The sequence below is a fragment of the Micromonospora endophytica genome (assembly GCF_003236305.1).
Taxonomy (GTDB): Bacteria; Actinomycetota; Actinomycetes; order Mycobacteriales; family Micromonosporaceae; genus Micromonospora; species Micromonospora endophytica.
The window spans coordinates 1-16044 of record NZ_POTX01000137.1 but is presented as its reverse complement, the minus strand read 5'-3'; the positions used below and the strand labels follow the sequence as shown (position 1 = coordinate 16044).

Sequence of the window (16044 nt, the reverse complement as noted above, 5' to 3'; positions counted from 1 at the left end):
CCCCCGCTCCCGCCCCGACGGGCTGGGCTGGGTGAGCCGGGCGCTCTTCGCCGACGAGCGGGTCGCGCTCACCGTCGGGGGCGAGCCGCCGCCGGGGTACGCCGTCGCGGCGCGGTACGCGGTCGTCCCGTCGGTGGACCGGGCGCGTTTCCTGTTGCCGCTCGGGGCGCCCCGGGTCACGGCGGCGGCGTTGCTGGCGTACAACGCGCTGCGGCCGGCGGCGACCCGCGCGACCCGCGCCGTGCTCGGTGTCGCGGCCCGGGTGGGCGTGCTGGACCGGGTGCCGTTTCCGGTGCTCACCGTGGCTGTTCCGGCCGGACTCGATCCGACCGAGACGCTCCTGGTCGACCGGCTCGCCACCCTGCTCGGTGCCGACGTACGGTACGCGGCCTGCGGAATCCGGCCACCTGACCCGAACCACAAACCGACTCTCCAACTCTTCGACGGTGCCGGCCGACCGCGCGGATACGCCAAGGTCGGCTGGAATCCGGCGACCCGGACGCTCGTCACCGCGGAGGCGGCGGCGCTGCGGGCGCTGGCCGGGGTGGCCGGCAGCGCCGGTCATCCGCGTACCCCCCGCCTGCTTGCTCAGACCACCATGGGAGATCGGGCGATCGCGGTGGTCGCACCGCTGCCCGCGGCGACCCGACGCCTGCCGGCGGGCGCGGCGACCGATCCGGCGGCGCTGCTCGCGGTGGCCCGCCGGCACCGGCCACCGGCCGCATCCCGGCCGCTGGCCGGCTCGCCCTTCCTGGCCCGGCTGACCGCGCAGGCGCGGCGGGCCGCCGCCACGGTCCCGGACGGGGCGCGGGCGGTACGGGCCGTCGCGGCGCTGGCCCGCCGGCACGGCGACGTCACTGTCGAGTTCGGCTACTGGCACGGCGACTGGGTGCCGTGGAACCTCGGCCGGCACGGCGGTGACCTGGTCGCCTGGGACTGGGAACACAGCGGCCCGGACGTGCCCGTCGGCTTCGACCTGGCCCACGACGCCTTCCACCGGGCGGTGGTGGGCAGTGCTGCCCCGGTCGCCGCGGCGGTCAGCCGGACCACTGCGGCGCTGGCCCGGCACGGCGGGCAGCTCGGGCTGGACCCGGCGCGGCAACGGCTGGTGCGCGACGCGTACCTGGTGGAGCTCTGGTTGCGCACCTGGCGGCTGGCCGACGCCGGTGCGGGCTGGAACCCGCGGCTGCATCCTGCGCTGCTGGACGTCGTCGCGCAGCAGACGGGCGGGTGATCGGGGCGCACCTCCCGGAGCGCGATGGGCGTGATGACTGGCGACGGACAGATCGAAATCCGAGTGGACTGTGTGGGGAGTCGCGTGGATACGAGGAACAGGGGGCCCGGCGAACCGCCGCTGCTGCTGCTGGTCGGCTCCAGCGGTGGGCATCTCGCCCAACTGCTGGCGCTGCGGCCCTGGTACGAGAGATGGCGGCGCTGCTTCGTCACGTTCGACACGCCGGACGCGGTGTCGCTGCTGGCCGGTGAGGAGATGGTGTCAGCCCATCATCCGACCACCCGCAGCCTGCGCAACCTGCTGCGCAACGCGGTGCTGGCGGCCCGGGTGTTACGCCGTCGGCGGGTCGCCGCGGTGGTCACCACCGGCGCGGGCCTGGCCGTCCCGTTCGTCGTGTTCGCCCGGCTGTGCGGCATCCCCACCGTCTACATCGAGGTCTACGACCGGATCGACACTCCGACGCTCACCGCGCGGTTGTGTCGCCCTTTCCTGTCGGTGATGCTCGTGCAGTGGGAGGAGCAGCGCCGGCAGTATCCGCAGGCCACAGTGGTTGGGCCGCTGCTGTGAGCGCCTCCTACCCACCCGTCGGCGGGCGATGCCAGGTGCTGGTGGCGGTGGGTGCCGACCAGCATCCCTTCCACCGGCTGATCGGCTGGCTGGGCCAGTGGTACGCCGAGGTGGCCGGCGAGGTCGAGTTGACCGTCCAACACGGCTACACCCCGGTCGTGGACCTGCCGGACGCGGTGCCGTTCCTCGGCCACGCCGAGCTGCAGAAGGCGATGGACCAGGCCGACCTGGTGGTGTGCCACGGCGGCCCGGCCACCATCCTGGAGGCCCGCCGGCACGGGCACCTGCCGATCGTGGTGCCCCGGGACCCGGCGTACGGCGAGCACGTCGACGACCACCAGCAGCTCTTCACCCGCCGGCTCGGCGCGGCCGGACTGATCTCGCTCTGCGAGTCCCGGTCGGAGCTGCTGGCGGCCCTCGCCGCCGGGCTGGCCGACCGGGGACGGTTCACGGTGAGCAGGGACGTCGAGGCGGTCGACAGGCAACGGGCCGCCGCCCGACGGGTCGGCCTCATCGTCGAGGAGCTGGTCGCGACCGCGCGCCGCCGACACCGCCCCTGGTGGCTGCCGGCACGGGCACGGTGGCCGCGGTGAGCCGGTATCCGAGCGTGAGCGTGGTGGTGCCCACCCGGGACGATCGGCCGGTGTCGCTGTCGGCGGCGATCCGGGCGGCGGTGACCCAGGACTACCCCGGCCAGATCGAGGTGCTCGTGGTGTACGACCAGTGCACACCGGGCCGGACCCCGTTGCCGGGGCTCGGCGGTGCCCCGGCCGTTGCCGGGGCACCCGGTCCGGCCGGCGTCCCGGCACCGACCGGTCCGGACCGGTCGGTGCGGGTGCTCACCAACACCCGCACCCCCGGCCTGGCCGGGGCCCGCAACAGCGGCACCCTGGCCGCCACCGGCGAGCTGATCGCCTTCTGCGACGACGACGACGAGTGGCTGCCGGGCAAGCTGCGCGCCCAGGTCGACGCCCTGACCGCGTCCGGTGCCGCCTTCGTCAGCTGCGGCATCCGGGTCAGCTACGACGGGCACACCGTCGAGCGGGTGCTGGACCGCGACTCGATCAACCTGGTCGACCTGCTCCGGGACCGGATGACCGAACTGCACCCGTCGACGTTCCTGGTCCACCGGGCCACCGCGCTGCGGGACGGGTTCGGCCTGGTCGACGAGGAGATCCCGGGCGGCTACGCCGAGGACTACGACTTCCTGCTCCGGGCCGCCCGGGCCGCGCCACTGGCCAACCTGCGCACCGCGTACGTGCTGGTGCGTTGGCACCAGCGGTCGTACTTCGCACGGCGGTGGGACACCATCGCGGCGGCGTTGCAGTGGTTGCTGGCGCGCCATCCGGAGTTCGCCACCCAGCCGACGGGACACGCAAGGGTCGCCGGGCAGATCGCCTTCGCCCGGGCCGCCGGCGGTGATCGGCGGGACGCGCTGCGCTGGGCGCGGCGCACCATCCGCGGCAACCCGCGCGAACGGCGGGCCTATCTGGCGCTGGCCGTGGCCGGGGGGATGGTCCGCCCCGACACGGTGCTGCGCGCCCTGCACCGCCGGGGCCGGGGCATCTGACCGTCCGTCGCGTCCGCACCGCACCTGCGGCGGGTGTTGACACGTTCACCCTCGTCAGTGACGATGTGCCGTACATGGTACGGGTCGCCGTACGAAAATCTGCTCCGCCTGGGACGGCCGGCTGGCCGAGGGTGGTCACCGGTGCCGGCGGGAGCCGGGTCGAGGGGTGTGACGTGAGAAAAGGCTATGTCGACTCCCGCTTCGGGCAACTGCATGTGGTCGAGGAGGGCCACGGCCAGCCCGTCCTCTTTCTGCATCAGACGCCCCGTTCCTGGGACGAGTACCGTGACGTGCTGCCCATCGTGGGGCGGCAGGCTCGGGCGATCGCGATGGACACGGTCGGCTACGGCGCCTCCGCGCGGCTCGCGCAGCGGCAGACGGTGGAGCTGTTCGCGGACGGCGTCGAGGATGTGATCGACGCTCTCGGCCTGGAGCGTCCGGTTCTCGTCGGTCATCACACCGGAGGCGTGGTGGCCCTGGAGGTCGCGGCCCGACGTGGATCGGCCGTGGCGGGCCTGGTCTTGTCCGGAACGCCGTACGTGGACGAGGCCCGCAGGCACCAGGTGGCCACCAGTCGGCCGCCCATCGACCACGTCGACGTGGTGGCGGACGGCAGTCACCTGACGACGTTGTGGAACCGTCGCCGCCCCTACTATCCGGCGGATCGGCCCGACCTGCTCAGCCGCCTCGTGGCCGATGCCTGCCGGGTCATCGACCGCGCCGAGGAGGGGCACCTGGCGGTCAACGCCTACCGGATGGAGGACCGGATCTCGCTGGTGGTGGCGCCCACCCTGGTGGTCTGCGGTGAGCAGGACGACTTCTCCATGCCGGATGTCCCGCGCCTGGTGGCCGCCATCGCGGGGGCGGACCGTCGGACGTTGCCGGGGACCGGGGTGCCGTCCGTCGACCATCATCCCGAGGACTTTGCCGCGACGGTGCTGGAGTTCGTGCGCACGCTGGCCCCGGCCGGATCGTGAAGCCGGCTGACCCCTTCCCTGAGCTACCCTTATGTCGTACCGTACAAAGTACGGATCGGGTCGGGGGTGCCCGACCACGGGGACCGGCCAGTCTCGCCGGCCCGAGCGGCGACGCAGCGAAGAAGAGATGAGATGAGCGTGTACGACGAGGGTGACGGCGTTCTCGACCTGCGGGTCGAGTCGATGACGGTCGAGGCCGAGGGCGTGCTCACCCTGGTGCTTGTCGATCCGGACGGCGGTCGGCTGCCCGAGTGGACACCCGGGGCGCACGTCGACCTGTGGCTGCCCGAGGTGGTCCGCCAGTACTCGTTGTGCGGTGATCCCGATGACCGCAGCCGGTACGTGGTGGCGGTGTTGCAGGCACCGGACAGCCGAGGCGGCTCGGAGTACATCCACCGGCTGCTGCGCCCCGGTGATCGGGTGGAGGTGGGCGGCCCCCGCAACCACTTCGCGCTCCGGCCGGCCAAGGAGTACCTCTTCATCGCCGGCGGCATCGGGATCACCCCGATCCTGCCGATGATCAGGGAAGCCGACCGCCGTGGCGCCCCCTGGCGGCTGGTGTACGGCGGCCGGAGCCGGCGTTCCATGGCCTTCCTCGAGCGGCTGCGCGGGTACGGCGACCGGGTGCTGGTCTGGCCCGAGGACGAGCAGGGCCTGCTCGACCTGGACACGGCGCTGGCGGCGAACGACGACGGACTGGCGGTCTACTGCTGCGGCCCGGCCGGGCTGATCGCCGCCGTCGAGTCGCGCTGCGCCACCTGGCCCACGGACGCGGTCAACTTCGAACGGTTCACCGCCCGGGACCTCTCCGCGCTCTCCTCCGCACCGGTGACGGTGACCTGTGCCCGCTCGCAGCTGACCCTTGAGGTGTCCGCCGCGGAGAGCATCCTGGACGCGCTCGAAGCGGCAGGTGTCGGTGTCGCCAACGCCTGTCGCGACGGCGTGTGCGGCTCGTGCGAGGTGGCTGTTCTCGCCGGCACCCCCGACCACCGGGACTCGATCCGCTCGGGCGCGGAGCTGGACGACACCACGAGCCTGGCGGTCTGTGTCTCCCGGGCCAGAACCCCCGAACTCGTGCTCGACATCTGATGCCGGACATGTGCGGTCCCGGCCGCCGGCGAAACGTTCAGGAGGAAACCACATGACCGCCACCGAGCCTGTGCCGGATGCGCCGCTGACCAAGCGCCGGCCACCACGTCCGCGTACCTCCGCAGCCGATCGGCCGCCGCAGCCGCACGGCAACGACTGGCGTGCCTGGCCGGTCTACGAGGCCGCGACACTGGGCTTCCGCAACTACTGGTACCCGGTGCAGTGGGCGGAGCAGGTGGGCCGCAAGCCGGTCCCGATCCAGCTCCTGGGCGAGCGGATCGTCCTGGTCCGGGAGAAGGAGCAGATCTACGCGCTGCACGACCGCTGCCCGCACCGCGGCGTGCCGCTGTCCCTGGGGCGTCGACAGTACGAGGGAACCATCAGCTGCCCGTACCACGGCTGGACCTACCGGCTGGACAACGGTCTGATGTGCGGCGCGCTCACCGACGGGCCGGACTCGCCGATCAACAACAAGGTCAGCGTCTCGACGTACCCGGTCGAGCAGCGGCTGGGACTGGTCTGGGTGTACGTCGGCGACGGCGATCCGCCGCCGGTCGAGCGGGACATCCCCCGCGAACTGCTCGACAACGAGTTCGTCATGGGTGGCCGCTTGGAGATCCGCGAGGGGAACTGGCGCTTCGCGGCGGAGAACGGGTTCGACGAAGGCCACGCGAAGTACCTGCACAACACGGCCTTCTGGCGACTGTTCAAGGTGATGCCGGCCTGGAACAAGACCCGGATCGTGGAGCAGGACGGATGGCTGATCCGGGTCCAGGACGAGGTCCACTGGGAGGCCGAGTTCCCGGGCCTGGGCACCTGGACCAACCGTCGCTGGTGGAAGCGGATGCCGCTGCCGGACGCCCCGGGCAAGAGCAAGGGCGAGGTGAATCCGGTCATCCGGAGCATGGACCTGCCGGGATTCGTCTCGATCCGGCTCCCGGGACTCCTGCGGGTCGCCTATCCGCAGTTCATCCACTACGAGTGGTACGTGCCGGTGAATGAGCACCAGGTGCGCTACGTGCAGATCATGGTCCGGTTCGAGACGGGTGCCAAAGCCGCGGCCTTCAAGGCGAAGTACCTCGGCGCGATCCGCTGGCTGTTCCACGGCCAGTTCACGGCGCAGGACGCCTGGATGGTCGACGTGATGGACGCCCCGCCGGAGAAGCTCTACCGCCCGGACCTCTCCCTCACCGCCTGGCGTCGGCACATCGAACAGGCCAAGCCCGAGGTGCAGGTCGACCGGACGCCCGGGGCCAAGAACCGGACCCCCGATGCCGGCTGAGGCGACCGACCGGAAACCCGAGACCCGGTACGCGGGCGCGGTGACGCCGCTCGCGTACCAGGCGCTCGGCGACGGTCCGGTCCTGGTCTACCTGCACGGCGGCGGGCCGGGGTGCACGAGCTGGCTGGACTTCCGCGAGGTGGCCCGGCGACTCGGACCGGGCTGGCGGCACCTCTTCGTGGACCTGGCCCAGTACGGCGCGTCGGCGGCGGAGGCCATCGACGGCCCCGCCCTCGACTTCCACGCCTCCTGCCTGCTGTCGCTGCTCGACGAACTCTCCATCGGACGCGCCCACGTCGTGGCGCAGTCGCTGGGCGGATCGGTGGCGCTCAACCTCGCGGCGCTGGCCCCCGACCGGCTCGACCGGATCGTGGTGACGGCCAGCCAGCCGGTGGCACACCCCAGCGCCAACCCGGCGCTGGGTGCCGAGGCCCGCCGGGTCTACTACGGCGGCACCGGGCCGAGTGAGGAGAAGATGCGCGAACTGCTCGCCCGGCTGGAATGGTGCGATGCCGGCGCCATCCCGGCCAGCACCGTGCGGGAGCGGTACGCCGCCAGCACGACCCCGTGGGCCCTGGCGGTGGCCGACGGATCGGGGCGGGGCGAGGCACAGGAGCTCTCCGACCGGCTCGCCGAGATACCGCACGACGTGCTGTGGGTCTGGGGCGCCCAGGATCCGTTCGCGCCGCCCGCGTACGCCCTCGACGTCGCGGCGGCGATGCGCCGCGCGGACGTCGCGGTGCTGGCCGGCACGGCCCATCACCCGCAGGAGGAGCGCCCGTCGGTGTACGCCCGACTGGTGCGCGAGTTCCTGACCCGAGACGCCACCAAGGGGGACACCTGATGAGGATCAAGCCGAGGACCGTCGTGGCGGCCACCGTCGTGGGAGCCGCCGTGTTGCTGCTCAGCGGCGCGCTCGACAAGTTCTTCCTGCACGCGACGGGCACCACGGTCCGCCGGGAGGCGCCACGTGGACGATCGTGAGCAGGCGCTGGAGCTGTTGACCCGCGAGGTCTGCGCGCACATCACACCCGACCTGCTCCGCGAGATCGTGGTCGGCCTGGTGGACATCGCCAGCCCCACCGGAGAGGAACGCGCGGTGGCCACCTGGGCGGTGGAGCATCTGACCGCCGCCGGCGTCGACGCCCGGGTGCAGCCGATCGACGCCACCCAGGCCAACGCGGTCGCCCGGGTGCCGGGCCGCGCCAGCGGCAGGTCCCTGCTCCTGTACGCGCCGATCGACACGTTGACCACCGGCAACCCCGAGGAGGACGAGCCTTGGGCGGCCGCGACGCTGCGGCCCGACATGCGGCCGTCCGCCGTGGTGAACGGCGATCACGTCATCGGCCTGGGCGCGAGCAATCCCAAGGGCCACGCCGCGGTGGTGATGGCCGCCGTCGAGGCGGTCCGGGCCGCCGGCATCCCGCTCGCGGGCGACCTGTGGCTCGGGCTCGGTGCCGGCGGGATGCCGACCAACCGGCGGGCCGCGCCGCATGTCACCCGCGAGAACGCCGGTCAGGGCGTGGGCTGCTCCTTCCTGCTGGAGCAGGGCGTGTACCCGGACTACGCCCTGATCACCAAGCCCGGCTGGACGGTCTCCTGGGAGGAGGTCGGGCTGTGCTGGTTCGAGGTGGTGGTGCAGGGCACCTTCGGCTACGTCGGCAGCCGGCACCGGATGCGGTACGTCAATCCGATCGTCCAGGCCGGCAAGGTCGTCGCCGGACTCGAAGAGTGGTTTCTGGAGTACAGCGCCGCCCACACCGGGGGGACGCTGGCACCGCAGGGCAACATCGGATCCATCCGGTCCGGATGGCCGCATCTGCCCGCCGTGTCACCGAGCCAGGCCCGGCTCATGGTGGATCTACGGATCACCCCGGACGCGCCGCCCAACGCGGTGCGCCGCGAGTTCGCCGCGGCCATCGAGCGGATCCGTGCCGCCCACCCCGACCTGGACGTGTCGTGGGAGATGGTGCTGTCGATCCCCGGCACCCGGACCGACCCGGACGAGCGGATCGTGACCGCGGCCGTGCGCGCCTGGGAGCACGAGACGGGACGGGCACACGAACCGATCCTGCACAACAGCGGTGCCACCGACGCGAACATCCTGCGGGGCAGGGGAGTGCCGACGGCCCGGATCGGCATGGACCGGATCGGCCCCGACGCCCCGCTGCCGCTGGACTTTCCCGCCGGCATGAACGTGGTGGACATCCGGGAGATGCAGCGGCTGGCCCGGCACGTGGTCCGTACCGCGTTGGACATCTGCGCGCTGCCGCCGCCCGGGTAGGACCCGACCGGCGACGTCCCCCGGCACCGACCGGTGCCGGGGGACGGTTAGCTGGCGGGCGGCAACAGGGTGGCGACGTCGCGTACCGCGGTGAGGTTCGACAGCGTCGCCAGCAACTCGGCGGCCTCGGTCGCCGACAGCGCACCGGCGGTGGCGTTGGTCAGGAACTTCTCGCGCAGTCGGGGCGGTGCCTCGCTCGTGTTCGGCCTGCCCACCACCTCGAACGCCTGGCCGGTGGCCGACCTGCCGGACAGCCGGCTGTCCCAGGTGAAGGCGTCGTCGGGGCTGGCGACCAAGCGGACCACCGGCACCCGACCGGGCCAGGTCGCCCGCGCCGCGCGGAAGAAGCCCGGATCGCTCTCGCGACCGACGGCGGCGGCGCAGACGGCGAACACCGCGCTGGCGGCGGCTTCGGTGGGGCCGTCGACCTCACTCTCGGCGGTCACGAAGCGCAGCAGATGGCTGTGGATGGCGATCTCCACCTCGGCGAGCGCGGTGAGGTCGAATCCGGCCCGGCGCAGCTCCACCAGCCCTTCGATCACCCCGTGCAGGGGCCGGGCGCAGGGGTACCACTTGACCACGCACTCGGCGACGCTGCCCTGCCGGGGCGCCGCAGCCGGGTCGTCCGGGGTGCCGAAGGCGCGCGACGCCGGCGCGTCCAGCAGGGTCCACGAGGCCGTCATCCCCGCCTGGGCGCGCCACGCCGCCTGGGCACCGTACGCCGCGGCCTGCGCCGCGCTCAGATAGTGGCCCTCGCCGAACCGGTCGCCGGAGAGCAGGCCCCCGGCGGCGGAGGCGGCGATGCCGAGGGCGTGGGTCAGGGCGTCGTCGTCCAACGCGAGCAGGTGACCCGCGGCCGCGGCGGCCCCGAGGGCGCCGAACGTCGACGTCGGCCACCAGGAGCGGGCGTACAGGCCAGCCGCGCCGAAGCGCTGGGCCACCGAGGTGAGGACGTCGTACCCGTACCCGACGGCGTCGAGCAGCCGGGGACCGGAGGCGCCGAGCGAGGCGGCCACGACAAGCGCGGTCGGGACGACCACGGCGGCGGGCACCGTGGCGGAGGCCGGATGAAGGCTGTCGAACTCGTCGACGTGGCAGGCGAGGGAGTCGAGGAGCACCGCCTGGTCGAGCGGCGCCCCGGCCGGGGTGACCAGGCCACGAAACGGCCCACCCGGCCGGTGACCGTCGTGCTGGCCGGCGAGACCGGCCGCGACCCGGCGCACCATCGGATGGGAGGCGCCCCGCAGGACACACCCCACCGCGTCGATAACCTCCGCCATGGCGCGGGGATGCCACCGGCCGGTCTCCCGGTGAGGGTCCTGCGCCAGCCGGGCCAGCCGGCGCAGGTAGGGCCCGTCGCCGTCGTGCTGGTCAGTGCCCATCGGCGGCCAGGCGGGGAAGGACCTTAGCGGCCACGTCCGAGGCCAATTGCTCGGGAAAGTCGTAGGAGCCCACGTGCTGCAGGAAGATGCCGGTGGCACCGAGTCGCTGCGCCGCGTCGATTCCCGCCACGATCTCGTCGGCGGTGCCGAAGAGGCAGAACGTCCGGGCGAACGCCACGGCGTCGGCGTCACTCACCCACTCCGAGCACCGGGTTACGGCGAGTTCCCAGTCCTCGGCGTGAATGAGGTCGGGATAGACGTCGGGCACCCGCGCGGGCACGTCGATCTCGATGCCGGCGGTGGACAGTGCGCTCTGCCCGCCCTTCTGGGCGATGCCGGCGCACACCGGCTTGAGAATCCGGGCGTCGCGTTCCAGGTCGTCGGTGACCATGGCGTGGGCGGCGACGATGATCTGGATGCTGTCCGGATCACGTCCGGCCGCCTCCGCACCCTGGCGGACCAGGTTGACGCTCCGCTCCAGCAGCACCGGAGCGACCCCGCTGAGCAGGATCACGCCGTCGGCGACCTCGCCGGCGAAGCGGAGGTTGCGCGGCCCGCTCGCCGCGACGTTGATCGGGATCGCGGGGTACGGATCGCGCAGCTGCCCCGGCACCCCGTTGAAGCTGACCTCCTTGCCCGAGAGCAGGCCCCGGATCGCGTCGATGCCGTCGCGCAACTCGGCCTGCCGGCTCGGGGCCAGGCCCACCGGCTCGACCGAGCTGTTGCCCACCCCCAGTCCGAGCCGGAAGCGGCCCCCGGCGGCCTCCGCCACGGTCCGCGCGGCCGAGGCGACCACGCTGGGGTGCCGGGTGACCACGTTCGTCACCGCCGTGCCCAGGCCGATCCGCGAGGTCCGCAGCGCCGCGGCGAGCAGGCTGAGGTAACCGTCGCGCCACAGCAGTTGTGAGTCGGGCACGTAGAGATCGTCGTAGCCGAGTCGCTCCACCTCGGCGGCGAAGTCGCCCACCTCGGCGGCGGGCCGGCACGGTGGCACCCGGATGCCGATGCGCGGGCCGGCGGTCACCCGCGTACTCCGCTCAGGAACTTCAACGTCTCGTCGTTGAACCGCTCGGCGTGCTCGTGCTGCGGCCAGTGACCACACTGCGGGTAGATCGTCAGGGTCGATCCGGGGATCGCCCGCTGCATGGCGTTGGCCTCCGGGACGTCGCCGAACGGGTTCTCCGCGCCCCACACGATCCGGGTGGGTGCGGAGATACGGGCCATCTGCTCGGTGCTGAGCAGGTCCGGGCGGCGGTTCTCCATCTCCTGCAGGCAGAGCAGGTGGTCCAGCCGGGCGACGAACTCGGGCCGGTGGTAGATCGCGTGCCGGACCTCGACCAGTTCCTCGGTCGCGTTGGCGGGGTCGTGCATCAACAGCCGCAGCCGCTGGCGGGTCAGCTCGATGTCGTCATTGAGCACGGCCCGCCGGGTGCTGGTCTTGATGCGGTTCATCACCTCCGGGTTGGCGACGGTGCCGCCGGGGGCCACCAGGGTGAGGCTGCGGACCCGGTCGGGATGGTCGGCGGCCAGCCGGCCGGACACCCAGCCACCGAGCGACTCACCGATGAAGTGCGCCCGGTCGATGCCCATCACGTCCAGGTAGTCCAGGACGTGCCGCACGTAGCCGGGAATCCGGTACGGGTGATCGGGACCGTCGGTGTAGCCGTGTCCCATCATGTCGATCGCGTGGCAGGCCACATGCTCGGAGAGCACGGCGATGTTGCGTACGAAGGCCTCCAGATGACCGCTCGTGCCGTGCAGCATGATGACGGGTTCACCGGTGCCAGCCACCAGCGTGCGGGTGCTGAGCCCACCCGCGTCGACCCGGGTGAGGGTGAACTCCACACCTGCGAGTTCGGTCCAGATGGTCATCGTCTCCTACCTTCCACGTGCTGATCTGTGCTGGTCGGGATCGGCTCGAAGACCGCGACACCCATCCCGGTCAGCCATTCGTCGATCGGTTCGTACGCCAGGGTCCGGCCCCGGCCGGCGCCGACGGCGGCCGTCATGGCGATCCAGGAACGCAGTTCCTGGGCGCCGTTGCCGGCGACTTTCTCGAGTTCGTCGTTGCTCAGCGCGAGCGTTCGGCTCAGGTCGCCGGACTCGAACTGGGCGAGGAACTCGCGATCGAAGTCGGCGTTGATGTCCGGCTGGGCGGCCCGGATGATCTGGCGTCGGCGGACCTCGTACTCGCGCCACTGCTGCCGGCCGTTCAGCCATGCCTCGACCAGGAAGCGGTCGTCGTCGGAGAGCGTGCGGGACCAGTCCGGCCAGGGAAGTCGATGGGACAGGCCACCGGAGGCGAGCACGAGCACCCGTTTGTCCGTGCTGTCCGCCGCGACCGCCCGACCGATGGACGCGCCCAGCGCGTACGCCCGGGGCAGCGAGATCAGTGGCGGCGCGAACATGTTCACGACCACCGGGACGATCGGGACGTCGAGACCCGGTACGAGGTGTTGCAGGCTGTGGGTGATGCCGTGGTCGACCGTCAGCCGGAGCGAGAAGGCGGGATCGAACCCGTCGTCGATCAGGCCGTCGACGAGCGTCTTGGCGAGTTCCCGGTCGACCGGCAGCGGCCCCTCGGGCGTGCCGGCCTCGCCGGCGCCCTGCACCTCGGCGACTCCGATCGTGACGGCGGGCATGAGGTCGAGGAAGAGGCCACGGAAGTGGTTCGAGCCGATGACGACTATCGCGTCGGGCCGCTGCGCGGCCACGAACGCCCGCGCCTGGGCCAGACCGTCGCGGAAGCGGTGGGCCGCCGCCAGGTGGTCGACCTCGGCCCAGTGGGTGTTCATCAACGTGCTGTGTGACGCGGCGACCCCCGCGACGACAGTGCTCATGCCTCCCCCTTTGATTCCTTGAGCAGCTCCAGGGCGATGTCGACGATCAGGTCCTCCTGGCCACCGACGAGCTTGCGGCGACCGACCTCGACCAGCAGCCGTCGGGTGTCGATGCCGTAGCGCGCCGAGGCGTTCTCGGCGTGCCGCAGGAAGCTGGAGTAGGCGCCGGCGTACCCGAGCGAGAGGGTCTCCCGGTCGACGCGCACCGGCCGGTCCTGGGTGGGCCGGACGAGATCGTCGGCGGCGTCCATCAGCGCGTCCAACTGCCCGCCGTGCTCCCACCCGACCAGGTTCGCCACGGCGACGAACGCCTCGATCGGGCAGTTGCCGGCACCGGCGCCCTGACCGGCCAGTGAGGCGTCCACCCGGACGGCACCCGCCTCGACCGCGGCCATGGTGTTCGCCACGCCGAGGGTCAGGTTGTGGTGCGCGTGGATGCCGACCTCGGTCTGCGGGTCCAGCACCGATCGGTAGGCATCCACCCGGTCCCGGACGTCCCGCATCAGCAGGTGACCGCCGGAGTCGGTGATGTAGACACAGTGGGCGCCGGCCGACTCCATGATCTTCGCCTGGGTGGCGAGCGAGGTGGGGTCCGACATGTGGGCCATCATCAGGAAACCGGCCACGTCGTACCCGAGCGACCGGGCGGCCTCGATGTGCTGGATGGCGATGTCGGCCTCGGTGCAGTGCGTGGCGATCCGGACGGAGCGCGCGCCGGCGTGCCAGGCGTCGACGAGGTTCTGGACCGTGCCGATGCCGGGAAGGAGCAGCACGGTGACTCGCGCCCGCTGGACGACGGCGGCCACCGCGCTGATCCAGTCCAGGTCGGAGTGGGCGCCGGGCCCGTAGTTGACGCTGCTGCCGGAGAGGCCGTCGCCGTGCGTGATCTCGATGGCGTCGACGCCCGCCTCGTCCAGGGCGGCGGCGATCGCCCGTACCTGCGGCAGCGTGTACTGATGGCGGACCGCGTGCATGCCGTCGCGGAGAGTGACGTCCTGGAGGTACAGGCGCTGGCTGCTCATGGGTGCGTCCCTTCGGTCTCGACCCGTCCCCGGGCGGCCAGCAGCTCCCCGACCCGTAGCGCCGCCGAGGTCATGATGTCGAGGTTGCCGGCGTAGGCGGGCAGGTAGTCGCCGGCGCCCGCCACCTCCAGGAACACCGAGACGAGGTGCAGGTCGGCGACCTCCTCGCCGGCGAGGGCGCGCAGCGGGTCGCCGGCGGCGACCGGGCGTACCTGGATCTCCTGCTTGATGACGTAACCCGGCACGTACTCGCGCACGCGCCGCGCCATCTCCGTGATCGAGTGCCGGATCTCGTCGGCGTCCGCGGCGCTGGTCAGGCAGTAGACGGTGTCTCGCATGATCATGGGCGGCTCGGCCGGATTCAGGACGATGATCGCCTTGCCACGCCGCGCGCCACCCACCACTTCGATGGCCCGGCTCGTGGTGTGGGTGAACTCGTCGATGTTGGCCCGGGTGCCCGGACCCGCCGACCGGGAGGCGATCGAGGCGACGATCTCCGCGTAGTGGACCGGCCCGACCGCGCTGACGGCCGCCACGATCGGAATGGTGGCCTGTCCACCGCAGGTCACCATGTTGACGTTCGGCGCGTCGGCGAACCGGTCCAGATTCACCGGTGGCACGACCAGCGGGCCGATGGCCGCCGGCGTCAGGTCGACGACCCGCAGTCCGGTCTCCCGCAGGGCCGCGTAGTTCGCCACGTGGGCCTTTGCCGAGGTGGCATCGAACACGACAGTGAACTCCGCCAGGTCCGGCCGGTCGAGCAGCCCGCGTACGCCGAGGGCGGTGGTGGGTACGCCGAGCCGTCCGGCGCGCGCGAGGCCGTCGGAGTTCGGGTCGATCCCGACCATCGCTCCCATCCGCAGCACGTCCGAGCGCAGTACTTTCATCATCAGGTCGGTGCCGATGTTGCCGGAGCCGATGACGGCGACCTTGTGCCGCCGATCCGCTCCGTCGGGTTGCCCCGTTTCGCTGTTGACCGCTGGTGTCACGACGGAGTTCCTTCCGAGAAGCTCACGGAGACGTCCGTGTCGCCGACCGTGGCGGCGAAGGTGTCTCCTGGTTCGACGGCGCACATGGGCCCGAGCGCCCCGCTGAGCACGATGTCGCCGGCCTGGAGGGGGTCGCCCAGCGCGGCCATCGTGGTCGCGAGCCAGTGCAGGCTCAGCAGCGGGCTGCCCAGGCAGTCGGCGCCCCGGCCGGTCGAGACCTGCACACCGTTGCGCCGCATCCGCATCGCTACGCCGGCCAGCGCGGGCGGGTCGACCGGCAGCAGGCCGTCCCCCAGCACGAACAACCCGCTGGAGGCGTTGTCGGCGATCGTGTCGACGATGGTGATGTCCCAGCGTTCGATCCGGCTGTCCACGATCTCGATCGCCGGCCGGGCGGTGCGGATCAGTGGCACCAGGCGCGCGGGATCGTCCGGGACCTCGGTGATGGGGGCGGCGAGCTCGAACGCGATCTCCGCCTCGACCTTCGGTTGCAGCAGGCGGCGCCGGTCGACGGTGCCGCCGTCCGGCACCCGCATCGAGTCCAGCAGGGTGCCGAAGTCCGGCTCGTTCACCCCGAGTTGTCGCTGGACCGCGGTCGAGGTGAGTCCGATCTTCCGGCCGACGACGCGGTCGCCGGCCGCTACCAGGTGTGCGACGTTGCGGCGCTGTACCTCGTACGCCGCGCGGGTGTCCGTCGCGCCGAGCACCGCGCGAACCGCAGGCACCGGTGTCGAGGTGGTCGCCGCCCGGCGCAGGCTGAGGGCGACTTCGCCAAGGCGGTCAGGGGGCGGTGCAGGGGCTGTCTCTT

The 16044-nt window shown here is 72.2% G+C and carries 17 protein-coding genes; 10 read left to right on the top strand and 7 right to left on the bottom strand.

Going from position 1 to position 16044, the window contains the following annotated elements; translation table 11 throughout:
* From C1I93_RS19205 to C1I93_RS19170, 10 genes are all read left to right on the top strand, one after another.
* The coding region (locus tag C1I93_RS19205) for a hypothetical protein (RefSeq protein ID WP_111244685.1) at nt 1-1234 on the top strand (1234 nt) is incomplete at its 5' end.
* An 84-nt stretch (nt 1235-1318) separates the two neighbouring features.
* Nucleotides 1319-1801 carry a glycosyltransferase family protein gene (locus C1I93_RS19200; RefSeq protein ID WP_223256202.1) on the top strand — a complete coding sequence of 161 codons (483 nt, stop codon included), beginning with the start codon at nt 1319-1321 and terminating at the stop codon, nt 1799-1801.
* On the top strand, nt 1798-2394 hold the full coding sequence (locus C1I93_RS32595; protein ID WP_223256203.1) for a glycosyltransferase: 597 nt from the start codon (nt 1798-1800) through the stop codon (nt 2392-2394). The genes C1I93_RS19200 and C1I93_RS32595 overlap by 4 nt, the downstream gene beginning before the upstream one ends.
* On the top strand, nt 2358-3371 hold the full coding sequence (locus C1I93_RS32590; protein ID WP_420811702.1) for a glycosyltransferase family 2 protein: 1014 nt from the start codon (nt 2358-2360) through the stop codon (nt 3369-3371). The genes C1I93_RS32595 and C1I93_RS32590 overlap by 37 nt, the downstream gene beginning before the upstream one ends.
* Before the next feature lie 173 nt (nt 3372-3544).
* Nucleotides 3545-4348 carry an alpha/beta fold hydrolase gene (locus tag C1I93_RS19190; RefSeq protein ID WP_212808566.1) on the top strand — a complete coding sequence of 268 codons (804 nt, stop codon included), beginning with the start codon at nt 3545-3547 and terminating at the stop codon, nt 4346-4348.
* Nucleotides 4349-4480: 132 nt separating this feature from the next.
* Nucleotides 4481-5437 (top strand): PDR/VanB family oxidoreductase, encoded by a 957-nt coding sequence (locus C1I93_RS19185; protein WP_111244681.1) that lies wholly within the window; start codon nt 4481-4483, stop codon nt 5435-5437.
* A 52-nt stretch (nt 5438-5489) separates the two neighbouring features.
* On the top strand, nt 5490-6719 hold the full coding sequence (locus tag C1I93_RS19180; protein WP_111244680.1) for a Rieske 2Fe-2S domain-containing protein: 1230 nt from the start codon (nt 5490-5492) through the stop codon (nt 6717-6719).
* On the top strand, nt 6709-7563 hold the full coding sequence (locus C1I93_RS19175) for an alpha/beta fold hydrolase (protein WP_111244679.1): 855 nt from the start codon (nt 6709-6711) through the stop codon (nt 7561-7563). Before C1I93_RS19180 ends, C1I93_RS19175 begins: the two co-directional genes overlap by 11 nt.
* Nucleotides 7563-7703 carry a hypothetical protein gene (locus C1I93_RS31685; RefSeq protein WP_181445237.1) on the top strand — a complete coding sequence of 47 codons (141 nt, stop codon included), beginning with the start codon at nt 7563-7565 and terminating at the stop codon, nt 7701-7703. Before C1I93_RS19175 ends, C1I93_RS31685 begins: the two co-directional genes overlap by 1 nt.
* The gene (locus C1I93_RS19170) at nt 7690-9003 is read left to right on the top strand and encodes a M20 family metallopeptidase (RefSeq protein ID WP_111244678.1); all 1314 of its coding nucleotides are present in this window, start codon (nt 7690-7692) and stop codon (nt 9001-9003) included. The genes C1I93_RS31685 and C1I93_RS19170 overlap by 14 nt, the downstream gene beginning before the upstream one ends.
* 47 nt (nt 9004-9050) lie before the next feature.
* On the opposite strand, the gene C1I93_RS19165 is transcribed toward C1I93_RS19170, so the two are convergent.
* The 7 genes from C1I93_RS19165 to C1I93_RS19135 all read right to left on the bottom strand — a co-directional run bounded on the left by C1I93_RS19165 (nt 9051) and on the right by C1I93_RS19135 (nt 15991).
* A complete protein-coding gene (locus C1I93_RS19165; RefSeq protein WP_111244677.1) occupies nt 9051-10385 on the bottom strand; it encodes an MmgE/PrpD family protein in 1335 nt (444 codons plus the stop codon).
* Nucleotides 10375-11409: an LLM class flavin-dependent oxidoreductase gene (locus tag C1I93_RS19160; protein ID WP_111244676.1), complete on the bottom strand. Its 1035-nt coding sequence runs from the start codon at nt 11407-11409 to the stop codon at nt 10375-10377. Before C1I93_RS19160 ends, C1I93_RS19165 begins: the two co-directional genes overlap by 11 nt.
* A complete protein-coding gene (locus C1I93_RS19155) occupies nt 11406-12257 on the bottom strand; it encodes an alpha/beta fold hydrolase (protein WP_111244675.1) in 852 nt (283 codons plus the stop codon). The genes C1I93_RS19160 and C1I93_RS19155 overlap by 4 nt, the downstream gene beginning before the upstream one ends.
* Nucleotides 12254-13225 carry a DODA-type extradiol aromatic ring-opening family dioxygenase gene (locus C1I93_RS19150; RefSeq protein ID WP_111244674.1) on the bottom strand — a complete coding sequence of 324 codons (972 nt, stop codon included), beginning with the start codon at nt 13223-13225 and terminating at the stop codon, nt 12254-12256. Before C1I93_RS19150 ends, C1I93_RS19155 begins: the two co-directional genes overlap by 4 nt.
* A complete protein-coding gene (gene dmpG / locus C1I93_RS19145; RefSeq protein ID WP_111244673.1) occupies nt 13222-14247 on the bottom strand; it encodes a 4-hydroxy-2-oxovalerate aldolase in 1026 nt (341 codons plus the stop codon). The genes C1I93_RS19150 and dmpG overlap by 4 nt, the downstream gene beginning before the upstream one ends.
* Entirely contained in the window at nt 14244-15137 is an 894-nt protein-coding gene (locus tag C1I93_RS19140; protein WP_249412404.1) for an acetaldehyde dehydrogenase (acetylating), read from the bottom strand. Before C1I93_RS19140 ends, dmpG begins: the two co-directional genes overlap by 4 nt.
* Nucleotides 15138-15232: 95 nt before the next feature.
* Nucleotides 15233-15991, bottom strand: a complete 759-nt coding sequence (locus C1I93_RS19135; protein WP_111244671.1) for a 2-keto-4-pentenoate hydratase — start codon at nt 15989-15991, stop codon at nt 15233-15235.
* Nucleotides 15992-16044: the final 53 nt, after the last annotated feature.